General features: G+C 71.4%; 20 protein-coding genes. 15 read left to right on the top strand and 5 right to left on the bottom strand.

The window, feature by feature from the left end; all coding sequences use genetic code 11:
- The first annotated feature begins 86 nt into the window (after positions 1 to 86).
- The 9 genes from pgsA to AB0J74_RS25400 all read left to right on the top strand — a co-directional run bounded on the left by pgsA (position 87) and on the right by AB0J74_RS25400 (position 9,653).
- Positions 87 to 737 (top strand): phosphatidylinositol phosphate synthase, encoded by a 651-nt coding sequence (pgsA, locus tag AB0J74_RS25440; protein ID WP_363452055.1) that lies wholly within the window; start codon positions 87 to 89, stop codon positions 735 to 737.
- Entirely contained in the window at positions 734 to 1,633 is a 900-nt protein-coding gene (locus AB0J74_RS25435) for a phosphatidylinositol mannoside acyltransferase (RefSeq protein ID WP_363452053.1), read from the top strand. The genes pgsA and AB0J74_RS25435 overlap by 4 nt, the downstream gene beginning before the upstream one ends.
- A 13-nt stretch (positions 1,634 to 1,646) precedes the next feature.
- Positions 1,647 to 2,792 (top strand): glycosyltransferase family 4 protein, encoded by a 1,146-nt coding sequence (locus AB0J74_RS25430; protein WP_363452051.1) that lies wholly within the window; start codon positions 1,647 to 1,649, stop codon positions 2,790 to 2,792.
- 236 nt (positions 2,793 to 3,028) lie between these two features.
- The gene (locus AB0J74_RS25425; RefSeq protein WP_363452049.1) at positions 3,029 to 3,571 is read left to right on the top strand and encodes a hypothetical protein; all 543 of its coding nucleotides are present in this window, start codon (positions 3,029 to 3,031) and stop codon (positions 3,569 to 3,571) included.
- 318 nt (positions 3,572 to 3,889) lie between these two features.
- Complete coding sequence (pdxS, locus tag AB0J74_RS25420; protein ID WP_363452047.1) at positions 3,890 to 4,795, top strand: pyridoxal 5'-phosphate synthase lyase subunit PdxS; 906 nt, start codon at positions 3,890 to 3,892, stop codon at positions 4,793 to 4,795.
- Complete coding sequence (pdxT, locus tag AB0J74_RS25415; RefSeq protein ID WP_363452045.1) at positions 4,792 to 5,412, top strand: pyridoxal 5'-phosphate synthase glutaminase subunit PdxT; 621 nt, start codon at positions 4,792 to 4,794, stop codon at positions 5,410 to 5,412. Before pdxS ends, pdxT begins: the two co-directional genes overlap by 4 nt.
- Positions 5,413 to 5,785: 373 nt before the next feature.
- Positions 5,786 to 6,538: a YebC/PmpR family DNA-binding transcriptional regulator gene (locus AB0J74_RS25410; RefSeq protein WP_363452043.1), complete on the top strand. Its 753-nt coding sequence runs from the start codon at positions 5,786 to 5,788 to the stop codon at positions 6,536 to 6,538.
- 136 nt (positions 6,539 to 6,674) lie between these two features.
- Positions 6,675 to 8,264 (top strand): alpha-amylase family glycosyl hydrolase, encoded by a 1,590-nt coding sequence (locus AB0J74_RS25405; RefSeq protein WP_363452041.1) that lies wholly within the window; start codon positions 6,675 to 6,677, stop codon positions 8,262 to 8,264.
- A 360-nt stretch (positions 8,265 to 8,624) separates the two neighbouring features.
- On the top strand, positions 8,625 to 9,653 hold the full coding sequence (locus tag AB0J74_RS25400; RefSeq protein WP_363452039.1) for an aminotransferase class V-fold PLP-dependent enzyme: 1,029 nt from the start codon (positions 8,625 to 8,627) through the stop codon (positions 9,651 to 9,653).
- 4 nt (positions 9,654 to 9,657) lie between these two features.
- On the opposite strand, the gene AB0J74_RS25395 is transcribed toward AB0J74_RS25400, so the two are convergent.
- A complete protein-coding gene (locus tag AB0J74_RS25395; RefSeq protein WP_363452037.1) occupies positions 9,658 to 10,260 on the bottom strand; it encodes a TetR/AcrR family transcriptional regulator in 603 nt (200 codons plus the stop codon).
- Positions 10,261 to 10,280: 20 nt separating this feature from the next.
- Positions 10,281 to 11,888 (bottom strand): DHA2 family efflux MFS transporter permease subunit, encoded by a 1,608-nt coding sequence (locus tag AB0J74_RS25390; RefSeq protein WP_363452035.1) that lies wholly within the window; start codon positions 11,886 to 11,888, stop codon positions 10,281 to 10,283.
- 156 nt (positions 11,889 to 12,044) lie between these two features.
- On the opposite strand from AB0J74_RS25390, the gene AB0J74_RS25385 reads away from it, so the two are divergent.
- The gene (locus tag AB0J74_RS25385) at positions 12,045 to 12,632 is read left to right on the top strand and encodes a hypothetical protein (RefSeq protein ID WP_363452033.1); all 588 of its coding nucleotides are present in this window, start codon (positions 12,045 to 12,047) and stop codon (positions 12,630 to 12,632) included.
- Here AB0J74_RS25385 and AB0J74_RS25380 read toward each other — a convergent pair.
- From AB0J74_RS25380 to metG, 3 genes are all read right to left on the bottom strand, one after another.
- On the bottom strand, positions 12,629 to 14,515 hold the full coding sequence (locus tag AB0J74_RS25380; RefSeq protein ID WP_363452031.1) for a GAF domain-containing protein: 1,887 nt from the start codon (positions 14,513 to 14,515) through the stop codon (positions 12,629 to 12,631). The genes AB0J74_RS25385 and AB0J74_RS25380 overlap by 4 nt on opposite strands.
- 5 nt (positions 14,516 to 14,520) lie before the next feature.
- Entirely contained in the window at positions 14,521 to 15,303 is a 783-nt protein-coding gene (locus AB0J74_RS25375) for a 3-hydroxybutyrate dehydrogenase (protein ID WP_363452029.1), read from the bottom strand.
- Positions 15,304 to 15,370: 67 nt separating this feature from the next.
- Positions 15,371 to 16,909 carry a methionine--tRNA ligase gene (metG, locus tag AB0J74_RS25370; protein WP_363452027.1) on the bottom strand — a complete coding sequence of 513 codons (1,539 nt, stop codon included), beginning with the start codon at positions 16,907 to 16,909 and terminating at the stop codon, positions 15,371 to 15,373.
- Positions 16,910 to 17,020: 111 nt separating this feature from the next.
- On the opposite strand from metG, the gene ruvC reads away from it, so the two are divergent.
- From ruvC to secD, 5 genes are all read left to right on the top strand, one after another.
- Positions 17,021 to 17,548: a crossover junction endodeoxyribonuclease RuvC gene (gene ruvC / locus AB0J74_RS25365; protein ID WP_363452025.1), complete on the top strand. Its 528-nt coding sequence runs from the start codon at positions 17,021 to 17,023 to the stop codon at positions 17,546 to 17,548.
- On the top strand, positions 17,545 to 18,144 hold the full coding sequence (ruvA, locus tag AB0J74_RS25360) for a Holliday junction branch migration protein RuvA (RefSeq protein WP_363452023.1): 600 nt from the start codon (positions 17,545 to 17,547) through the stop codon (positions 18,142 to 18,144). The genes ruvC and ruvA overlap by 4 nt, the downstream gene beginning before the upstream one ends.
- Before the next feature lie 70 nt (positions 18,145 to 18,214).
- Positions 18,215 to 19,264, top strand: a complete 1,050-nt coding sequence (gene ruvB, locus AB0J74_RS25355) for a Holliday junction branch migration DNA helicase RuvB (protein WP_363452021.1) — start codon at positions 18,215 to 18,217, stop codon at positions 19,262 to 19,264.
- A gap of 135 nt (positions 19,265 to 19,399) precedes the next feature.
- Positions 19,400 to 19,765, top strand: a complete 366-nt coding sequence (yajC, locus tag AB0J74_RS25350) for a preprotein translocase subunit YajC (protein WP_363452018.1) — start codon at positions 19,400 to 19,402, stop codon at positions 19,763 to 19,765.
- A 220-nt stretch (positions 19,766 to 19,985) separates the two neighbouring features.
- Positions 19,986 to 21,911, top strand: a complete 1,926-nt coding sequence (gene secD / locus AB0J74_RS25345; protein ID WP_363452016.1) for a protein translocase subunit SecD — start codon at positions 19,986 to 19,988, stop codon at positions 21,909 to 21,911.

The raw sequence follows: 21,911 nt of genomic DNA, 5'->3' as shown, positions 1-21,911 counted from the left end.
TAAAGGTGAGGGAGTGACGGACGACCCGCCCGGGAACAGCGGGCACCGTATCGTCCGTGGCGCCGCACCGTTATCGTGGGACCGCCATGGCGAAGATCTTCCAGGTGTCCGCGCGGGCCGGGATGGCCCACGTAATCGAACCGATCGCCCGCCGGCTGATCGGTTGGGGTGTCACCCCCAACCAGGTGACAGTCGCGGGCACCGTCGGCGTGCTCGGCGGCGCCATCGGTCTGGGTGCTCAAGGCTTCCTTGTCGCCGGTGCGCTGGTCGTCACGTTCTTCGCGTTGGTCGACCTGGTCGACGGCACGATGGCCCGGCTCAGCGGCGGCTCCACGCGCTTCGGCGCGCTGCTCGACTCGACGATGGACCGCATCGCCGACGGCGCGGTGGTCGGCACGGTGATCTACATCCTGGCCCAGCGGGGCGACAAGTGGGGCGTGGTCGGCGGCATCATCTGTCTGGTCACCGGTGCCGTCGTGTCCTACGTGAAGGCCCGCGCCGAGGGACTGGGCCTCAAGGCCAACGTCGGCATCGCCGAACGCGCCGAGCGTCTGATCATCATCGGCATCGGCGGCCTGCTGAGCGGTTTCGGCCTCGAATGGGGGTTGGCCGCGGCCGTGTGGTTCCTCGCCGCCGTCTCGGTGATCACAATCTGGCAACGCATGGCGTACGTGTACAAGCAGGCTCAGGCGGCCGACGCGGCCGACCGTGCGCGAGCTGCCGAGGCGGAGCTGTGAACCCGGTCGACCTCGGCTACGCGGCCGGCTGGAGCCTCGTGCGCGGGCTGCCCGAGCCGGTCGCCCGCGGCCTGTTCAACGCCGCCGCCGACCAGGCATACCGTAAGAACGGCCGGGGAACCCAGCGGCTGCGGCGCAACCTGCGCCGGGTGGTCGGGCCGGAGATGCCCGAGGCCGAACTCGACGCGCTGGTTCGTGCCGGGCTCCGCTCGTACGCCCGGTATTGGAAGGAAGCCTTCCGCCTTCCGTCCCGCAGCCACCAGCAGCACCTCGACGACTTCCAGGTCGACAACACCGACATGCTCCGGAAGTTGCTCGGCGAGGGCGGCGTGATCATGGCGCTCAACCACTCCGGCAACTGGGACAACGCGGGCGCGTGGGTGACCGCCAACGGCTGGCAGCTGACAACCGTTGCGGAGCGGCTCAAGCCGGAGTCGGTCTACAAGCGGTTCGCCGAATACCGGAAAAAGATCGGCTTCGAGATCGTCCCGCTGACCGGCGGCGACCGGCCGCCCTTCGACGTCCTGGTCGACCGCCTGCGCGACGGCGCGGTGGTGCCGCTGCTGGCCGACCGCGACCTGTCCACCCGCGGTGTCGAGGTCGAGTTCTTCGGCGGGCGTACCCGGATGGCACCGGGTCCTGCCCTGCTGGCGATCCAGACGGGCATGCCGTTGCTGGTGATCGACGTGTGGTTCGACGAGCGGTCGACCCGCGGCTACGTCAACCCGCCGCTGGAGATACCCGGCCCGGAGACGGGAACGCTGAGGGAACGGGTGTCCGCGGTGACCCAGAAGATGGCCACCGGCTTCGAAGCGGCGATCGCGCGACACCCGCAGGACTGGCACATGCTCCAGCGGGTCTGGCTCGACAAGCCGGCGCCGACAGCGGAGGTCTGAGGAGGTGGGCCGGATGCGGATCGGCATCGTCAGCCCCTACTCCTTCGACGTGCCGGGCGGCGTGCAGAACCACATCCTCGACCTGGCCGAGGCACTCATCGGCCTGGGCCACGAGGTGAGCGTGCTGGCACCGGCCGACGACGAGGCAGAGCTTCCGCCGTTCGTGGTGTCCGCCGGCCGCGCTGTTCCCTTTCCCTACAACGGTTCGGTGGCCCGCATCGCGTTCGGCCCGTTGTCCAGCGCGCGGGTCCGCCGCTGGCTGGCCCGGGGCGACTTCGACGTGCTGCACGTGCACGAGCCGTTGGCGTTGAGCCTGTCGATGCTCGCGGTGCTCAACAGCCGCGGCCCGGTGGTCGCCACGTTCCATACCGCGATGACGCGCTCGCGCGCCCTGTCGGTCGCGCAGGGCGTGCTCCGCCTGGTGCTGGAACGGATCACCGCCCGGATCGCGGTCAGCGAACTCGCGCGCAAGGTGCAGGTCGAGCACCTCGACGGCGGCGCGGTCGAGATTCCCAACGGGGTGACCGTCGCGCGTTACGCCCACGCGACGCCGCTGCCCGGTTGGCCGGGAACCGGTGGCGCGCTTGGCTTCCTGGGCCGCTTCACCGAGCCCCGCAAGGGTTTCCCGGTGTTGCGCGACGCGTTCGTCGAGCTGGCGCCGGCGCGCCCCGGCCTGCGCCTGCTGGTCGCCGGCCCCGGCGACGTCGACGACCTGATGGAGGGCATCCCGGTCGCGTTGCGCGACCGGATCACCTACCTGGGCCTGGTGTCGGAGGCCGACAAGGCCCGGATGCTGCGCAGCGTCGACCTGTATGTCGCACCCAACATCGGCGGCGAGTCGTTCGGAATGATCCTGACCGAGGCGATGGCCGCGGGTACGGCGGTGGTGGCCAGCGACCTCGACGCGTTCCGCCGCGTCCTGGACGGCGGCCGGGCCGGCCGCCTGTTCCCGACCGGCGACGCGACCGCGCTCGGCTCGGCGCTGGCGTCCCTTCTGGACGATCCGGCGGGCCGGGCGGCGTTGGTCGACAACGCCAACTCGGTCGTCGCCGGCTACGACTGGCCGGTGGTCGCGCTCCGGGTTCTCGAGGTGTACGCCGCCGCGATCGAGGCCACCGACGGCCGGGTCATCGACGTGGAGTGGTCCGAACCGCGCTAGGCGGCCGGCTCGCGTCACACGGTCCACTGTGTACGCAACGGTGCCGTGGCCGTGACAGGTGTTGCCAACCGACACCGGTGTGGCCAGGTTGCCCCGGTCACATCCGGCCGACTTTTGTTTGAGGCCGGCAACAAGGGCGCTGACCTGCATCGACACCGCCGGTATCACGCTGCGTGATCGGCAGACCCCGCCGGTGACATGATCCTTGCCCACCGCTTCGCATTACGATGCGCTGCATGTGGTGGGTCGTAGTCGTGGTCATCGTCGTGACGGTGCTGGCCACCTACCTGACGTGGACGGCGCAGCGGGTCGACCGCCTGCACGACCGCTCCGCGGCGGCCGCGCGATCCTTGGACGCCCACCTGCTCCGCCGGGCGGCGGCCGCCGCCGTGCTGGCGGAAGACCACCAGTTCCCGGAGCTCTACGCGGCGGCCAGGGACGCTCTGGACGCGGGTGACGACGAGCGCGAAGCGGCGGAGAACGACCTGACCAGGCAGTTGCGGTCGGTGCCGCTCTGGACGGACGACCCGGGCGCGGACCCGGTCATCGCGGCCAGCCGACGGCTGGCCCTGGCCCGGCAGGTGCACAACGACCTGGCCCGCGAAGCCCACGCGGCGCGCCGCCGCCCGTTGGTGCGCATCCTGCTGCTCACCCGCAGGCACAACCGCCCAAGGTTCTTCGACATCGACGACCCCACGATCACCCCGGCGCGCCCGGTGGCCCCGATCTCCCCGGCGCCCGCAGTGGCCCCACCGCCACCAGCCGGCGTAGCGGGCTGAGCCCGCCGCCGGCCGGGCCGCGGAGCTGGCCTAGGTGGCAGTAGCCAGCCCCAACTAAGGGGTGGGTCCCGTTGCCGGGCATAGCCCACAAATCAGGATCTGCGGGCGGTGACAAGGTGGAGCGCCCCACCGGACCTTGCGAAGACCGACAACGGGACCCGCCCCGACCCCCGGTCCCCGCAGCTCGGGCCGGGGTCCCGGGGCGGCGCCCCGGAGAGGAAATGCGGCAGGCCACCGTGGGGTTGATTGGATATCGGGTGGGAGCCAATTCCGCACTACCCTGGCTCCGAAGGCAGAGCCGAGAGAGGAAGTGGCCACGTGACCGAGACCACCGAGCAGGGCGGCGTGACCGGCACGTCGCGGGTCAAGCGGGGTATGGCCGAGATGCTCAAGGGCGGTGTGATCATGGATGTGGTCACGCCCGAGCAGGCCAAGATCGCTGAAGACGCGGGTGCGGTCGCGGTCATGGCGTTGGAGCGGGTGCCGGCTGATATCCGGGCCCAGGGTGGCGTGTCGCGGATGAGCGATCCCGACATGATCGACGGGATCATCAACGCGGTCTCGATTCCGGTCATGGCCAAGGCGCGGATCGGGCACTTCGTCGAGGCCCGGATCCTGCAGGCGCTCGGTGTCGACTACGTCGACGAGTCCGAGGTGCTGACGCCGGCCGACTACAGCAACCACATCGACAAGTGGGCGTTCAGCGTGCCGTTCGTGTGTGGCGCTACCAACCTGGGCGAGGCGCTGCGGCGGATCACCGAGGGCGCCGCGATGATCCGGTCGAAGGGTGAGGCCGGCACCGGTGACGTGTCCAACGCGACAACCCACATGCGCAAGATCGGCGGCGAGATCCGGCGGTTGACGTCGCTGTCTCCCGACGAGCTCTACGTCGCGGCCAAGGAGCTGCAGGCGCCCTACGACCTGGTGGTCGAGATCGCCCGCACCGGCAAGCTGCCGGTCGTGCTCTTCACCGCCGGCGGCATCGCGACGCCGGCCGACGCGGCGATGATGATGCAGCTCGGCGCCGAGGGCGTGTTCGTCGGTTCGGGCATCTTCAAGTCGGGCAACCCGGCCCAGCGCGCGGCGGCGATCGTCAAGGCCACCACCTTCCACGACGACCCGGAGATGCTGGCCAAGGTCTCCCGCGGCCTCGGCGAGGCGATGGTCGGCATCAACGTCGACGAGATCCCGCAGCCGCACCGGCTCGCCGAGCGTGGCTGGTGACCGCACGTCCCGTCGTCGGCGTGTTCGCCCTGCAGGGCGACGTGCGGGAGCATGTCCGCGCGCTGACCTCGCTGGGCGTTGGCGCGGTGCCCGTGCGCCGTCCCGGTGAGCTCGACGACGTCGACGGCCTGGTCATCCCGGGCGGCGAGTCGACGACGATGAGCAAGCTGTCCATCGACTTCGGCCTGTTCGACCCGATCGCGAAGCGGCTCGCCGACGGTATGCCCGTCTACGGCTCGTGCGCCGGCATGATCATGCTGGCCTCGACGGTGCTGGACGGGCGTCCTGATCAGCGGAGCTTCGGTGCGATCCCGATGACGGTGCGGCGCAACGCGTTCGGGCGGCAGGTGGACTCGTTCGAGGCCCCGGTCGCGGTGGCCGGGGTGGAGGGCGGCCCTTTCCACGCCGTCTTCATCCGGGCGCCGTGGGTGGAGTCCGTGGGCGACGACGTGGCGGTGTTGGGCTCGATCGACCGCGCCGGCGCCGACGGTGCGGTAGCCCCGCACATCGTGGCGGTCCGCCACGGCGCGGCGTTGGCGACCTCGTTCCATCCGGAACTGACGGGCGATCTGCGGTTGCACGAGCTGTTCGTGGAGATGGTCCGCGACGCGGCCTGACGGCTTTCGGGCCGGGTGACCGGCTCCCGGTGTGCGACGCGGGGATGGTCCGCGACGCGGCCTGACGGCCTTCGGGGCGGGTGACCGGCTCCCGGTGTGCGACGCGCGGATGGTCCGGTTTTCGGTCTTTGACCTGGTTTCCCAGCGCGGGCCTGGCAGGGCTGGGCCCCCTGGGGCCCGGCCCGGTCCCCGGCGGGAGCGACGGTCGTGCCCACCGCGGACCCGGGACCCGATCTTGATTTGCGACGTTGACTGGATCATGTCCGATTGAGGCGGCTGGGGGAGACGCGTCTCTCGTCGGTAGACTTGGTGGCTTGGGCAGCCCAGCCCGCCCGTTTCCGCTGCCCATCTGGGGTTATTTCGGAGGTCATCCATGTCCGGCCACTCAAAGTGGGCGACGACCAAGCACAAGAAAGCCGTTATCGACGCCAAGCGCGGCAAGATGTTCGCCAAGCTGATCAAGAACGTCGAGGTGGCGGCGCGCACCGGTGGTGGCGATCCGGCCGGTAACCCCACGTTGTACGACGCCATCCAGAAGGCCAAGAAGAGTTCGGTGCCCAACGACAACATCGACCGCGCGGTCAAGCGTGGGTCGGGGCTCGAGGCCGGCGGTGCCGATTACCAGACGATCATGTACGAGGGGTACGGCCCGAACGGTGTCGCGCTGTTGATCGAGTGTCTGACTGACAACCGGAACCGGGCGGCGACCGAGGTGCGGACCGCGTTGACCCGCAACGGTGGGTCGTTCGCGGATGCCGGGTCGGTGTCCTACATGTTCACGCGCAAGGGCGTCGTGATCGTGCCCAAGGCCGGGCTCGCCGAAGACGACGTGCTGCTCGCCGTGCTCGACGCGGGCGCCGAAGAGGTCAACGACCTGGGTGAGGCCTACGAGGTGGTGTCGGAACCGACCGACCTGGTGCCGGTGCGCACCGCGCTGCAGGACGCCGGGATCGACTACGAGTCGGCCGAGTCGTCGCTGGTGCCGAGCGTCAACGTGCCGCTCGACGAAGAAGGCGCCCGCAAGATCTTCAAGCTGATCGACGTGCTGGAAGACTGCGATGACGTGCAGAACGTGTACGCGAACTTCGACGTCTCCGACGACGTGATGGCGTTGATCGACGCCTGAGCTTTTCCACAAGTCGGACCACAACCCGATGGCGCGGGGCTGCGCTGTCGGGTTGTGCCCGTTTTGGGCCGAATTTATCCACAGTCCATAGTGGTCAGACCGCAGTCCGGGCAGCCACGCCGGTAACGTGAGGCGCGTGACCGAGCCGCGCCGCAACGGACCTGCCTGGTTGTCCGACGCTGTCCTTTATCAGATCTACCCGCAGAGTTTCGCCGACTCCAACGGCGACGGGATCGGTGATCTCGCGGGCGTTCTCGACCGCCTCGACTACCTGCGGTGGCTGGGCGTCGACACGGTGTGGTTCAGCCCGTGTTTCCGCTCGCCGTTCGCCGACGCGGGCTACGACGTCAGCGACTACCTGTCGATCGCGCCGCGTTACGGGACCAACGACGACCTGGTCGCGGTCACCGAGGCCGCCCGCGAACGGGGCATCCGCATCATGCTCGACCTGGTCGCCGGGCACACGTCCGACCAGCACCCGTGGTTCCGGGCGTGGGCCGACGATCCCGACGACGACCGGTTCATCTGGTCGCCGAAGGTGGGGTCGCCGGCCGGGGCGTGGGCGCCGGTGCCGGGCAAGCGCGGCGGCTACTTCATGCTCAACTTCTATCCGTGCCAGCCGGCGCTCAACTTCGGCTATGCCCGCGACAACCCGCGCGAGCCTTGGCGGCAGGCGGTCGACGCGCCGGGGCCGCGGGCCAACCGCGAGGCGCTGCGCGAGATCATGGCCTTCTGGTTCGACCGCGGGGTGAGCGGCTTCCGCGTCGACATGGCGGCGTCGCTGGTCAAGGACGACCCCGGCTACGTCGAGACCGGCAAGCTATGGGGCGAGATGCGGGCGTGGATGGATCGCGCCTACCCCGACAACGTGCTGATTCCGGAGTGGGGCGACCCGGCGGTCGCGGTGCCGGCGGGGTTCCACGCCGACTTCTTTCTGCATTTCCGGGGCACGGCGTTGCGCTCGCTCTGGCACCTCGGCATCGGCACCGCGGACCCGTCATGGTCGACCGGGCCGGCTTATTTCGACGCCGAAGGACTGGGGGCAATCACCGAGTTCGTCAACCAGTGGCAGACGGCCGCCGAGGTGATCGCGGGTGCGGGGCAGATCGCGCTGCCGACGTCGAACCACGACTACGCGCGGCTGGTCACCGGCACCCGGGCACGTGAGCACGTGGGCGCGGCCTTCGCGTTCCTGATGACCTGGCCGACGCTGCCGACGATCTACTTCGGCGACGAGATCGGCATGCGCTACATCCCCGACCTGCCCGACAAGGAGGGCAGCATGCTGGCGCCGGTCAACAACCGCACGGGATCGCGCACCCCGATGCAGTGGGACTCCTCGCCCAACGCGGGTTTCTCGACGGCGCCGGCAGACCAGCTCTACCTGCCGATAGACCCTGACCCGGCACGGCCGACGGTGGCCGCTCAGCGCGCCGACGAGGGTTCGCTGCTGCATCTGGTGCGCCGGCTGATCACACTGCGTCGGGCCACGCCGGCGTTGGGCAGCAAGGCCGGGGTCGAGGTGCTCCACTCGGGATATCCGTTCGTCTACACGCGCGGGGGCACGCACCTCGTGGCGATCAACCCACGCCGCGCACCGGCGGCGGCGCCGCTGCCGGCCGGGCTGGTCGGTGAGAGTGTGCGGGCGCTGGAGGTGCATGGGGCACGGCTGGCGGAGAGCGAGGTCAAGGTGGACGGGTTCGGGTACGGGATTTACGAGCTCTAGCCGGGCGGGCCGTCCCGGGCCGGGCGGGCCGTCCCGGGCCGGGCGGGCGGGGCCGGGCGGGCCGGGGCCGGGGTGGCCGGGCGGGCCGGGGCCGGGTTTGGGTCGCCCTGGTCGGGCTTGGTGCGCGGGGCCGCGGTGGGTCGGGCTTGGTCCGCGGGGCCGCGGTGGGTCGGGCTTGGTCCGCGGGGCCGCGGTGGGTCGGGCTTGGTCCGCGGGGCCGCGGTGGGTCGGGCTTGACCCCGCAGGCCGGGCTTGGCCGCGCGGCGTGGGTTCAGTCGGGCGGGGCCGGCGGACCTGGCCGGCCAGGAGTGCGGAATTGGACCGTGTGTGCGGGGGAGATGGCGGATAGCGTCGGAAAGCATGGATCTTGGTTCTGCGCAGGCGCTCTGGGAGCCCATTCCGGGCTGGCTCAACACCGCGAGTTATGGGCTGCCGCCGAAGCCGGCTTGGGACGCGTTGCAGGCGGCGCTCGATGACTGGCGGGTCGGCCGCACGTCGTGGGAGCCGTGGGACGAGGCGACCCGGCGGTCGCGGGCCGCGTACGCGCGGCTGATCGGGGTGCCGCTCGCCGACGTCGCGGTCGGGAGTGCGGTCTCGCAGATGGTCGCGCCGATCGCGGCGGCGTTGCCGGCGGGTACCCGGGTGGTCGTGCCCGAGGGCGACTTCACCTCGATCGTGTTTCCGTGGGCCGTGCACGGGCTCGACGTCGTGGCCGTGCCGGTGGAGAAGCTGGCCGACGCGGTCGAGCCCGGCGTCGGCGTGGTCGCCTTCAGCGTGGTGCAGTCCGCCGACGGGGCGATCGCGGCGTACGAGGAGATCGTGGCGGCGGCGCGGGCGGTCGGTGCGCTGGTCGTCGTCGACGGTACGCAGGCGTGCGGATGGCTCCCGTTCGACGGCTCGCTGGCCGACGCCGTAATCACCGGCGGCTACAAGTGGCTGATGGGGCCGCGCGGCACGGCCTACGGCTACTACTCGCCGGCCCTGCGCGAGCGGATGACGCCGTCCGCCGCCGGGTGGTATGCAGGGGCCGACGTGCACGGCTCCTTCTACGGCCTGCCGTTGCGGTTGGCCGACGACGCGCGGCGGTTCGACATCTCGCCGGCGTGGCACAGCTTTGTCGGGTCGGCGCCGGCGCTCGAACTGGTCGAGGAGATCGGGGTGGGCGCGATCCACGAGCACAACGTGCGGTTGGCCGACCGGTTCCTGGCCGGGCTCGGGCAGCCCGCGGCCGGGAGCGCGATCGTCGTGGTCGACGTGCCGGACGCGGCGGCCAAGTTGGACCGCGCCGGCATCCGGGCCGCGGTGCGCGCCGGGCGGGTGCGGGCCAGCTTCCACGTCTACTCGACGGACCACGACGTCGATCTGGCCCTGGAGGCACTCGCCGGCTGAGACCCTAGGCCGGCCTCATCCCGGCGAGGAGCAGGTCGACGATCTGCTCGGGCATCTTGTCGGCGTCGAGGTCGGGGTGCCAGCGCAGCACCCGCTGCACCAGGATGGGCCCGATCAGGGCCGTCATCGCCAGTTCGACATCGAGGTCGGCCCGCAGCTCGCCGGATTCGACGCCGCGGCGCAGGACCTGGCGGATGCGGTCGCGGCGGGGCTCGATGATGTCCTGGTAGGCCTGGTAGTGCTCCTCGCTGCGGGTGAGGTGCGGGAGGATGCACGGCATGATCTTCGCGAAGCGAGGGTCCTGGTTGGACGGGCCGACCTGGCCCAGCATCGCGATCAGGTCGAAGCGGACCGACTTGCCCGTCGGCTCGGGGCCGGCGCTCTTCAGGGTGGCCAGTGCGTCGTGGAGGAGGGCCTCCTTGCCGGCCCAGCGGCGATAGATCGTCGCCTTGCCGACGCCCGCCCGGGTCGCGATCGCCTCGATCGAGAGGACCTCGACCGACGTGCCCTCGGCGAGCAGGTCGAGGGTGGCGGAGATGATGGCCTCATCGACGCGGAGGCTCCGCGGACGCCCGGGCGCCCGCGGAGCTTCCTCGATGTCTGGCATGGGATCCATTGTCGCTGACGTCAGCTTGCCGTCGCCAGTTCTCCGGCTTCCGCCTGCTCGACGGGTTGCACGTGGTCGGCACCCGCCTGGCGGCCGGGCATCCAGATCACCGCGGCCGCCATGCCGAGCAGCAGGACGATCGCGGCCGAACCGGCCGCCCAGTGCATCGCCGTCATGAAGGCGTCGTTCGCCGCCGAGACCAGCCGGCCGCCGGCCGGGCCGGCCTGGGCCGCCACGCCGTAGGCACCGGAGATCGACTCGTTGGCCACGTCGCGGGCACCCGGAGGCAGCGCCGCGGTGGTCGGCTCGATCTGGCCGCGGTAGACGGCCGCGAGGATCGAACCCAGGATCGCGATGCCCAGCGCGCTGGCCACCTGTCGGATGGTGTTGCTGACCGCGGAGCCGACGCCGGCCTTCTCGCGGGGCAGCGCCGACATGATCGACTCGGTGGACGGCGCCATGATGTTGGCCATGCCGACGCCCTGGACGAAGAACACGACCAGCAGGAACCAGACGGCGGTCGAAGCGTCGACGAAGATGAAGCCGACCAGCGAGAGCACGACCAGCGCGAGACCGGTCGCGGTGACCGCCTTGGCGCCGAACTTCTGGACCATGCCGTGGCTGCGCGGCGCGAAGATCAGCTGAGCGATCGCGAAGGGCAGGAACAGCAGGCCGGTCTGCAGCGGCGAGTAGTCACGCACCAGTTGCAGGTAGAACGAGCTGAAGAAGAACACGCCCATCGACGCGAAGAACGTCAGGCCGATCGCGGCGATCGGGGCCGAGAACCGCGGGATCTTGAACAGCCGCACGTCGAGCGAGGGGAACGCGACCCGCGACTCGTACCAGACGAAAGCCGCCAGCACGACCAGGCCGCCACCGCCGGTGAGCAGCACCTCGGCTGAGCCGAAGCCGTCTTCGCCGCCCTTGATGATGCCGTAGGTCAGACCGATGAGGCCGACCACCGACATGAGCACGCCCGGGATGTCGATGCGGCCGGGGCGCGGGTTGCGTGACTCGGGCACCAGGATCGCGACGGCGATCAGGCCGGCGACCACGATGGGCACGTTGATCAGGAAGACCGAGCCCCACCAGAAGTGTTCGAGCAGCGTGCCGCCGAGGATCGGGCCGATCGCGATGGCGAGGCCGACCGCGCCGGACCAGACACCGATCGCCTTGCCCCGCTCGCGCGGGTCGAACACGTTGGAGATGATCGACAGCGTCACCGGCATGATCGCCGCGCCGCCGATGCCCATCAGCGCGCGGGCGCCGATCAACTGACCAGGATTTTGCGCGTACGCCGAGAGCAGTGACGCCAGCCCGAACAGCGCGAGGCCGACGAGCAGGAAGCGCTTGCGCCCGAAGCGGTCACCCAACACCCCGAACGAGAACAGCAACCCCGCGAACACCAGCGTGTAGGAGTTGATGGCCCATTCGAGCTCGCTCTGCGTGGCGCCGAGCCCGCGGTCGGGATCGGCGAGCGTGCGCAGGGCGACGTTGAGAACCGTGTTGTCCAGTACGACGACGAGCAGGCTCACCACTAGGACCGCGAGGATCGCCCAGCGCCTCGGATGTCCTGTGTTGGCGGTTTGCTCCACGTCCGTCTCCCCCCGATAGATCTTCGTCTTCATTACGAAACGGCACAGGTTCGTATCGGTGAGGAACGTTACGCCGAAGAGGATGCGATACGGAACCGTCTCGTATCAAAATGTGAGCGCGGTCACGGCTGGGGCTTGCGGTACGCGCCAGGCCGGCGATGATGGTGGTGGATGCGCGCGGAGGATGCCGTGGAGCTCGTACCGAAGATGGCAGAAGAGGCGCCGGACGGCTACGTGTCGTTCGTCGACCGCCACCTCGTCACGCTGCGCTTCGAGTCGGCCCAGCTGGCCGGCGACGCGTGGCACGCCGAGGAGATCTATCCCGAGGTGCTCAGCGACGTGGCCGCCCGGTGGCGGCGGCTGCAACTGCTCGCCAAGTGGTTCGGCCGGCCGGCCGCGGCCGACGACTACCTGCGCCAGGTGCTCAGCGACCGGGCCAAGAGGTGGCGGGCAGAGCAGATCTACGAGGTCGAGATGGTGGTGCTCAAGGCCGAGCCGGTGGTCGAGGCGCCGCGGGCCGAGACCGGGAAGGCGCCGACACAGAGCGCCGGGCTGGCCCGCTACCGCCGCACCAGCCCGGGCCGCAGCAGCCTCGGGCTCAAGCAGGCCCGCTTCCTGAGCCCGCTGCGCCGCCCGCCGACACCGCGCGCCGAGGCGAGCATCGCCTGGTTCCACGCCTACGAGGCCTACCGGCGGCGCAAGCGGGTGGCCGTGGTGATCGCCCTCATCCTGGCGATGGCGGCGTTGATGAACCTGCGCGCGACCGGCCAGCTCTAGGTCGCGACCCGCAGCCGGTGCAGGCGCAGCGCCAACTGCACCTCCAGGGCCCGCTCGGGCTGTTGCCAGTCGGTGCCGATCAGCTGACCGACCCGCTCCAACCGCTGGGTGACGGTGTTGACGTGCACGTGCAGCAGTTCGGCGGCCTTGGCCAACCCGCCGCTGACCCCGAAATAGGCCTCCAGCGTGCGCACCAGGGCCGTGCCCCGGCGCACGTCGTAGTCGACCACCGGGCCGATCGCCGCCGCGATGAACCGGGCCACCTCGGCGTCGCCGGCCGCGCCGGTCGTGCCGAGCAGCAGCCCGACGAAGCCCAACTCGGCCGCGCCGGCCCCCTCGCCGACCCGGCCCAGCGCGGTCAGCGCCGACAGGCACCGGTCGGCCTCGGCGAACGCCGCGCCCAGCGACGCCGGCCCGTCGGTCGGCCCGCCGGCGCCGGCCGTCATCGCGCGGCCGGAGACCCGGGCGGCGTCCTTCGCGACCAGCCGGGCCGCCGCGCCCGGGTCGCTGCCCGGCAGCATCAGCAGGATCCGGCCGTCGCGGGCGGCGGCCAGTCCGCCCCGGGACAGGGCGTAGGACGTGGCCCAGGACAGCACCCGCTGCCGCCCGGCGGTGTCGTCGCCGACGGCCACCAGCACCTGCGGCGCGTCGAGGTCGACGCCGAGGCGGCGGGCCCGGGACCGCAGCGACTCGGCGTCGCGCACGGGCCGGGAGACCAGCTCGTCGAGCAGCTCGCCGCGGACCCGTCCCTCGGCCTCGGCGACCGTGCGGCGGAACAGCAGCAGCAGCGCGGTCACCAGCGCGGCACGTTCGAGGATCCGCTGGTCGGCGTCGACCAGTTCGGCGGTCGGGCGGAGCACCAGCGCGCCCAGGTCTTCGGTGCCGGCGACGACCGCGGCGTACCAGCTGTCGCCGCGACGGACCGAGCGGCGTTCGGCCCGGGACGCGGCGACCGCCTCGGCCAGCGTCGCGCGGTCGGGCTCGTCGATCGAGCCGACCCGGGCCAGCTCGCGCCCGTCGGCGTCGAGCGCCAACAGCGCGCCGCCGAGGACCTCGGTCACCGCGGCGGTCACGTCTTCGACGCCGCCGCCGCGCAGCACCAGCGCGGTCATCCGGTCGTGTGCCGAGGCGGCGCGCTCGACCGAGCTGCTGTGGGCCTGGATGGTGGCGTTGGCGGCGGACAGCTCGGCCAGCGCGACCCGGGTCTCGGTGAGCAGCCGGGCCGTGTCGAGGGCGACGGCGGCGTGCGCGGCCAGCGAGCCGAGCAGCGCCACCTCCTCGCGGACGAAGGGGCGCGCCGAGCGGTTGGCGGCGTACAGCACACCCAACGACGAGGAACCGAGCCGCAGGGGTACGCCGAGGATGGCGACCAGCCCCTCCTCGCGTACGCCGGCATCGATCTCACCGGTGTGCCGGAAGCGCTCGTCGACGTGGTAGTCGGCGGTGACGTAGGGGGTGCCGGTCTGCGCGACCAGGCCGCCGAGGCCGGCGCCGAGGGGCAGCCGCAGCCGCTGGAAGCGGGCCGACACGGATCCGTCGGTGACCCGCATGTAGATGTCGCCGCGGTCGTCGTCGTTGAGCGTCAGGTAGGCCACGTCGGCGCCGAGCAGGGTGCGGGCCCGGTGCACGATCGCCCGCAGCACGTCGTCGACGTCGCGCAGGCCGGCCAGGTCGGCCGCGGTGTCGACCAGACCGGACAGCTCCACCTCGCGCTGCCGCCGGCGTTCGAGCAGGGAGCGCACCCGCAGCGCGGCCATCTTGGCCCGTTCGAGCTCGGCGACCTGGTCCGGCGGCAGGCCGGCGGCGCGCGCGGCCAGCAGCGGGCCCTCGAACTCGACCGCCGCGGCCTCCCGCGCCAGCAGTTCGAGAAATTCTCCGGTCATGGCGTTCAGCTTGCCGTCCATCCCCCGTCCATGGCGATCGAGGCCCCGGTGATGAAGGACGCCGCCGGGGTGCACAGGTAGGCCAGCAGTTCGGCCACCTCGGCCGGCTCGACCAGGCGTTTGAGCGCCGACCGGGCCAGCAGGATCGACGAGAGGACCTCGGACTCGGGGATGCCGTGGGTGCGGGCCTGGTCGGTGAGCTGGCCCTCGACCAGCGGGGTCCGGACATAGCCGGGGCTGATGCAGTTGGCGGTCACCCCGTGCGGTGCGCCTTCCAGCGCGATCACCTTCGACAGGCCCTCGACGCCGTGCTTGGCCGTGACATAGGCCGACTTGTACGCGGACGCGCGCAGCCCGTGCACCGACGAGACCGTGACGACCCGGCCCCAGCCCCGCTCGTACATGTGCGGCAGCGCGCGCCGGACGAGCCGGAACGGCGCCTCCACCATGACCCGCTGTAGCGCCGCGAAGGTGTCCGGCGGGAACTCCGGCAGGGGCGCGACGTGCTGGAAGCCGGCGTTGTTGACCAGCACGTCGACGTCGGCGTCGATCCGTTCGATCGCCTCGGTGTCGGTGAGGTCGAGGGTGACGGCGACGCCGCCGATCTCGGTCGCCGCCGCCTGCGCCGCCGCCGCGTTGCGGTCGACGACCACCACCTTCGCCCCGGCGGCCGCGAGCCGGGCCGCGCAGGCCCGCCCGATGCCGCTGCCGCCACCGGTCACCAGCGCGGTGCGGCCGGTGAGGTCGAGCCGTACGACGTGGTGGTCAGCCACCCGATCTGCCGCCATGGCGCATGAATGTACGAGCCTTCCGGGTTGGCGCCCATGGCGTGCCGCCACACACTGCCCCGGGGGGTTATGTGGCGGGGACGTCGATGCGCGGGAAGATCGCGGCGGGCTTGTCGACCCGCGTGCCGGTCATGCCGTCGAGCCAGCCGGCGGCCGTGGGCCGGTGGTCGGCCGGTTGGCCCAGGGCCGCCAGGATCTCCGCGGCGGCCTCGGGCAGGAACGGGCGCAGCAGCGCGCCCAGGGCGCGGACCGCCGCCGCGGTCTGCAGCAGGCAGGTGTCGAGCCGGTCGGCCTCCTCGGGTCGCTTGGCCAGATGCCAGGGCGCGTTGTCGTCGACGTAGGCGTTGCTGCGGCCGACCAGGGTGTTGAGGTGCTGGACGGCGGTGCGGTGGTCGAAGGCGGCCATGGCGGCGGCGCTGTCGTCGATCGCGGTGGCGACCGCGCCGGCGAGGCCGCCGCCGGCCGCGCCGGCCGGCACGACGCCACCCCGGTAGCGGCTGATCATGCTGGTCACCCGGCTGACCAGGTTGCCGAGGCCGTTGGCCAGGTCGGTGTTGTAGGCCGCGATGATCCGCTCCTCGGTGACGTCTCCGTCACCGAAGGGTGCGAACGTGGCGAGCAGGGCATAGCGGACGGCGGTCGGGCCGTAGCGGTCGATCAGCTCGACCGGGTCGATCGCGTTGCCGAGGCTCTTGCCCAGCTTGCGGCCGCCCGCGGTGATGTAACCGTGCACGACCAGGTCGGTGGGCAGCGGTAGGCCGGCCGAGAGCAGCATCGCCGGCCAGTAGACCGCGTGGAAGCGGATCACGCCCTTGCCCATGACGTGCGTGCGGCGCGCGGCGTCGGCCCAGAAGCGCCGGTAGCGCGGGTCGTCGCGGGTCCAGCCGAGCGCGTTGACGTAGTTCGTCAGCGCGTCGATCCAGACGTACATCACCTGGCTGTCGTCGCCGGGCACCGGGATGCCCCAGCCGTGTGCCCGCTGCGCCGAGCGCGAGACGCTGATGTCTTGCAGGCCGGCGCGGACGAACGCGAGCACCTCGTTGCGCCGCGTTTCAGGATGGACGGTCAGCTCGCCCGATTCGAGGGATTTGAGCAAGTCATCCCCATAGCGGGAGAGACGGAAGAAATAGTTCTGCTCGCGTACGCGCTCCGGCTCGGTCAGATGCTCCGGACAGCGCCCGTCGACGAGCTCGGCCGGCTCGTAGAACTGCTCGCAGCCGACGCAGTAGAGCCCCTCGTAGGCCCGCGAGTAGATGTCACCGGCCGCCGCCATCCGCCGCCAGATCTCGGTCGCGCCCTCGATGTGGAGCGGGTCGACGCTGGTGCGGACGAAATGGTCGGTCTCGCAGCCGAGGCGGGCCAACAGGTCCTGGAAGGCGACCACGTTGCGGGCCACGAGATCGGCGGTGGAAATGCCGGCCGTTTCCGCGGCGAGCACATTCTTGAGGCTGTTCTCGTCGGAACCGGTCAGGAAGAAGACGTCGTCGGCTCGGGTGCGCATGAATCGCGCGTAGGCGTCGGTCTCGACGAACTCGAGCGCGTGACCGAGATGCGGGCGCGCATTGACGTAGGGAATCGTCGTCGAAATGAAGCCGGTGGTCGCCACGCCATCAACGCTAGTGAGCCCGGCCACCGGTTTTCCGGCTCCGGTGTGTCCGCCCCGGCCGGCCACGGCGCGGCACGTAGGGTGTCGAACACACGTACAGGGGAGGGTGGCGTGCGGGTGCTGGGCGTCGATCCGGGGCTGACGCGGTGCGGCGTCGGCGTGGTCGAAGGCGTGCCCGGCCGACCGTGCACTCTGGTCGGCTATTACGTGATCTACACCGATCCGGCCGACGACCTCGCGCTGCGCCTGTTGCACCTCGACCGCAGCCTCGGCGACCTGGTCGCCGAGCACCGGCCACAGAGCGTCGCCGTCGAGCGGGTGTTCAGCCAGCACAACGTGCGTACGGTGATGGGCACCGCCCAGGCCAGCGCGATCGCGGTGCTGGCCGGGGCGCGGGCCGGGCTGCCCGTGTCGACCTACACGCCGAGCGAGGTCAAGGCGGCCGTCACCGGCTCCGGTCAGGCCGAGAAGGCACAGGTCACCTCGATGGTGACCCGGTTGCTGCGGCTCGACGCGCCGCCCAGGCCGGCCGACGCGGCCGACGCGCTGGCCCTGGCCATCTGCCACATCTGGCGCGGCGGCACGAAAGCGAAGATCGAGCAGGCGGCGGCCGCCGTCAGAAAGGCAGGGCGAAGGTGATCGCCAGCGTGAGCGGGGTCGTGGCCGCGGTGTCACCGGACGGCGCGGTCATCGAGGTCGGCGGAGTGGGCCTGGCCGTGCACTGCGCCCCCGGCACGATCGCCGGCCTGCGGGTGGGCCAGCCGGCCCGGCTCGCGACCAGCCTGGTCGTCCGGGAAGACTCGCTGACCCTCTACGGCTTCGCCGACGACGACGAGAAGCACCTCTTCGAGCTGCTGCAGACCGCGAGCGGGGTCGGCCCGCGGCTGGCCCAGGCGGTGCTCGCCGTGCACCACCCCGACGTGGTGCGCAAGGCGATCGCCAACGCCGACACCGCGACGCTGACCCGGGTGCCGGGCATCGGCAAGAAGGGCGCCGAGCGGCTGGTGCTGGAGCTGCGCGACCGGATCGGCCCGATCGCGATCGGCGCCGACGGCGCGGGCGGCGTGGTCGGTGCGGTCTGGCACGAGCAGGTCCGCCAGGGCCTGGTCGGTCTGGGTTGGACGGCGGCGCAGGCCGACCAGGCGGTGGCCGCGGTGGCCGAGAAGGCGACCGGCACCGAGCCCGTGCCGATGCTGCTCAAGATGGCGATCCAGCTGCTCGGCCGCACCCGATGAGCGAGCGAAGCGAGCGCGGCTGGCTCAGTGCGCCGCGTTCATGCGCCCGGGAGCGAAGCGAGCGGTCGCTATGAACGAGATCTCCGCGTACGTCGCCGAGGGGGAGCAGGACGCCGAGGCGACCGTACGCCCGAAGCGGCTTGCCGAGTTCATCGCCCAGCACCGCGTCCGCGACCAGCTCGACCTGCTGCTGAAGGGCGCGATGGGTCGCGGCACGCCGCCCGACCACATCCTGCTCTCGGGGCCGCCCGGCCTCGGGAAGACGACCCTGGCCAACATCGTCGCGGCCGAGCTGGGCAGCGGAATCCGGGTCACCAGCGGGCCGGCGATCGAGCGGTCCGGTGATCTTGCCGCGATCCTGACCAGCCTGGCCACCGGCGACGTGCTGTTCATCGACGAGATCCACCGGATCGCCAAGCCGGCCGAGGAGTTGCTCTACTCGGCGATGGAGGACTTCCGGGTCGACGTGGTGGTCGGCAAGGGGCCCGGCGCGACCGCGATCCCGCTCGACGTCGAGCCGTTCACCCTGGTCGGCGCCACCACCCGGTCCGGCCTGCTGACCGGGCCCATGCGCGACCGGTTCGGCTTCGTGGCCCACCTCGATTTCTACGCGGCGAGCGATCTCGAGCAACTCCTGCACCGCTCGGCGCGGATCCTGGGCGTGCCGATCACCGACGAGGGTGCCGTGGAGATCGCCGGGCGGTCCCGCGGCACGCCCCGGATCGCCAACCGGTTGCTGCGCCGGGTGCGCGACTACGCGGAGGTCCGGGCCGACGGCACGGTCAGCCTGGCGACCGCCCGGGAAGCGCTCCAGGTGTACGACGTGGACGTGCTCGGCCTCGACCGGCTCGACCGGGCGGTGCTGCGGGCCCTGGTCGACTCGTTCAAGGGCGGCCCGGTGGGCCTGTCGACGCTGGCCGTAGCGGTGGGGGAGCAGCCCGACACGGTCGAAGAGGTCTGCGAGCCGTTCCTGGTGCGGGCCGGCCTGCTGGCCCGCACGCCCCGGGGCCGGGTCGCCACCGAGGCCGCCTGGCACCACCTCGGGCGTACCCCACCGACCGGTCAGAATGCCCCGGCCGGAGGTCCCGATCTCTTCTCGGCCGATCAGCGTTTTCCGTGATCCGAAAGTAACCCGCGCGGCATTCGGCGTTCTCAGTCAGAGCGACTAGACTCGCCGCGGTCCGTAGGGGACGACATTTCTGCCGACGCCCGACGCCCCCACGTCCGGCGGAGGCCAATGGGAAGGTATTAAATCGTGCTCGCAGCATCCGCCTCCGGGGGCAGCAGCTTCCTGCCGCTCCTCATGATCGTCGTGCTGTTCGCGGTCATGTATTTCCTGATGATCCGCCCGCAGCAGAAGCGCCGCCGCGATGCCCAGGCGATGCAGTCCACTCTCGGCCCCGGCGCTGAGGTCGTGACGATCGGTGGCCTCTACGGCACCGTCATCGAGACCGACGCCGAGACCGTCACGCTCGAGGCCGCCCCCGGCGTGCACGTGCGTTACGCGCGGCCGGCCGTCGCCCGGGTGATCAGCAACAAGAACGAGGTGACCGAGCCGGAAACCGCGTCAGCCCCCGCCGCGGAGACCGTCACGTCGCCGATCCAGCCCGCCAAGGACTGATCGCCGCGGGCCGACCCGGGGTCGGCAGACATCCCCCAGCGACCCCGGCATAACCTGGCGCCTGAAGACCGGGTACACCCCCCGTTCGATCGACTTTGTTGGATAATCGCGCCGGCTCCGTCCCACAGGGTCGGCGCACCACGCCCTGTCCGGCGTGACCACTGCTTCGACCCGCGCCGCCGCACCCGCGACGGCCCCCAGCACAGGGAGACCCGCTGCCGTGGCACCACCTCAGCGACAGATGCACCCAGGGCGGCAGATAGCCATCCTCGCGGGGCTCTTCGTCGTTCTTTACGCCCTGGTGTTCCTTGTGGGGACGAGCGGCGGCGTGTCGGACCGGTTGCATCCCAAGCTGGGTCTCGACCTGGTCGGTGGCACCCGGTTGACGCTGCAGGCGACGACCGAGGGCAACAAGCCGCCGACGAAGGAGTCGCTCGACCAGGCGCGCACGATCATCGAGCAGCGGGTCAACGCGCGGGGCGTGGCCGAGGCCGAGGTGGTCACCGAAGGCGACCGCAACATCGTCGTCTCGCTGCCCGGCAAGAACGCCGACCTGAGCGGCGTCGCGCAGACCGCGGAGCTGCGGTTCCGCAAGGTCCTCAACGTGACCGACGGCAGCGGCGCGACCCCGCCGGCGCCATCCGCGTCGGCGACGCCGGCGCCCGGTGGCTCGGCCACCCCGACGCCCGGTGGCACGCCGACCGCACCGCCGGCCGCGACCGGCGCACCGACCGCGACCGCGACGCCGGGCACCGGCGGCACGGGAGGCGGTGCGGAGGAGACTCCTACACCGACACCGAGCGCGACCGCATCGGCACCGAGCGCGACGCCGGCGCCGACCGGCTCGGCGGCACCCGCACCGGTGCCGGCCGACGTCGAGGCGGCCCGCAAGGCGGTCGAGGCCAAGGTCGGCCCGGCCGCGTGGGCGGCGGCGAGCGCGCTGCAGGCGCCCGACGCGGGCACCGACCCGAGCGTCGCGGAGGCGCTCAAGCCGTTCGGCGCCCTCAGCGGCACCGAGGTCGCGGTGCTCACGCCGCAGATGCAGTTCAACGTGCCGACCATCACCTGCAAGCAGCTCGACGGGCGGCCGGCCGGGTCGGTCAGCAAGATCGACCAGCAGGCGGTCGCCTGTGACGCCGGTGGCAAATACCTGCTCGACGTCGCGAAGGTCTCGGGCACCGACGTCGGCAACGCCACCGCGCAGCTCGACCAGCAGGGCCAGTGGGTGGTCAGCCTCGACTTCAAGGGCGACGGCCAGGAGCACTGGACGGCGCTGACCCGCGAGGCCTACCAGAACGGTGGCCAGACCTGTAACCAGTCGTCGCTGTCGCAGGCCGGCAACTGTCTGGTCGCCGTGGTGCTCGACAACAAGATCATCTCGGCGCCCGAGATCCAGGGCGTGCTGACCGGCGACTCGCAGATCTCCGGCAGCTTCACCGCCAAGAGCGCCGACGAGTTGGCCAGCCAGCTCCGTTACGGCGCCCTGCCGCTCACCTTCACCGCGGCCGACCAGGAGAACCTGTCGCCGACGCTGGGTGCCGAATACCTGCGCGCCGGCCTGATCGCCGCGGGCATCGGCCTGCTGCTGGTCGCGATCTACGCGTTCTTCTACTACCGCCTGCTGGGCACGGTCATCGTGCTGAGCCTGGTGCTCTCCGCCGGCCTGGTCTTCGGCGCGCTGGTGTTCCTCGGCCGCCAGATCGGCTTCACGCTGACCCTGGCCGGCATCGCGGGCTTCATCGTCTCGCTGGGTGTGGCGGCGGACTCGTTCGTCATCTACTTCGAACGTCTGAAAGACGAGATACGTGAGGGCCGATCACCGCGCAGCGCGGTGCCCAGGGCCTGGGCTCGCGCGCGCCGGACGATCATTTCCGCCAACGCGATCTCGATCATGGCGGCGGTGGTGCTCTACATCGTCTCCGTCGGCACGGTGAAGGGCTTCGCGTTCGCGCTCGGCCTCGCCACCATCCTCGACCTGGTCGTGGTGTTCCTCTTCCGACACCCGATCATGACGATGTTCGCCAACACCAAGGCGTTCCTCTCGCCACGGGTCAGCGGCCTCGGCCGGATCCTGGAGAAGCACGACGACGACGGCGACGAGCCGCGCAACCCGCGTACGCGCACGCCGCGCGCCAAGGAGGCCTGA

Origin of the sequence: Asanoa sp. NPDC049573, assembly GCF_040676615.1 — a bacterium.
Classification (GTDB): Bacteria; Actinomycetota; Actinomycetes; order Mycobacteriales; family Micromonosporaceae; genus Asanoa.
The sequence above is the reverse complement of the archived record's forward strand: the minus strand, read 5'-3'. Positions and strand labels throughout refer to the sequence as shown.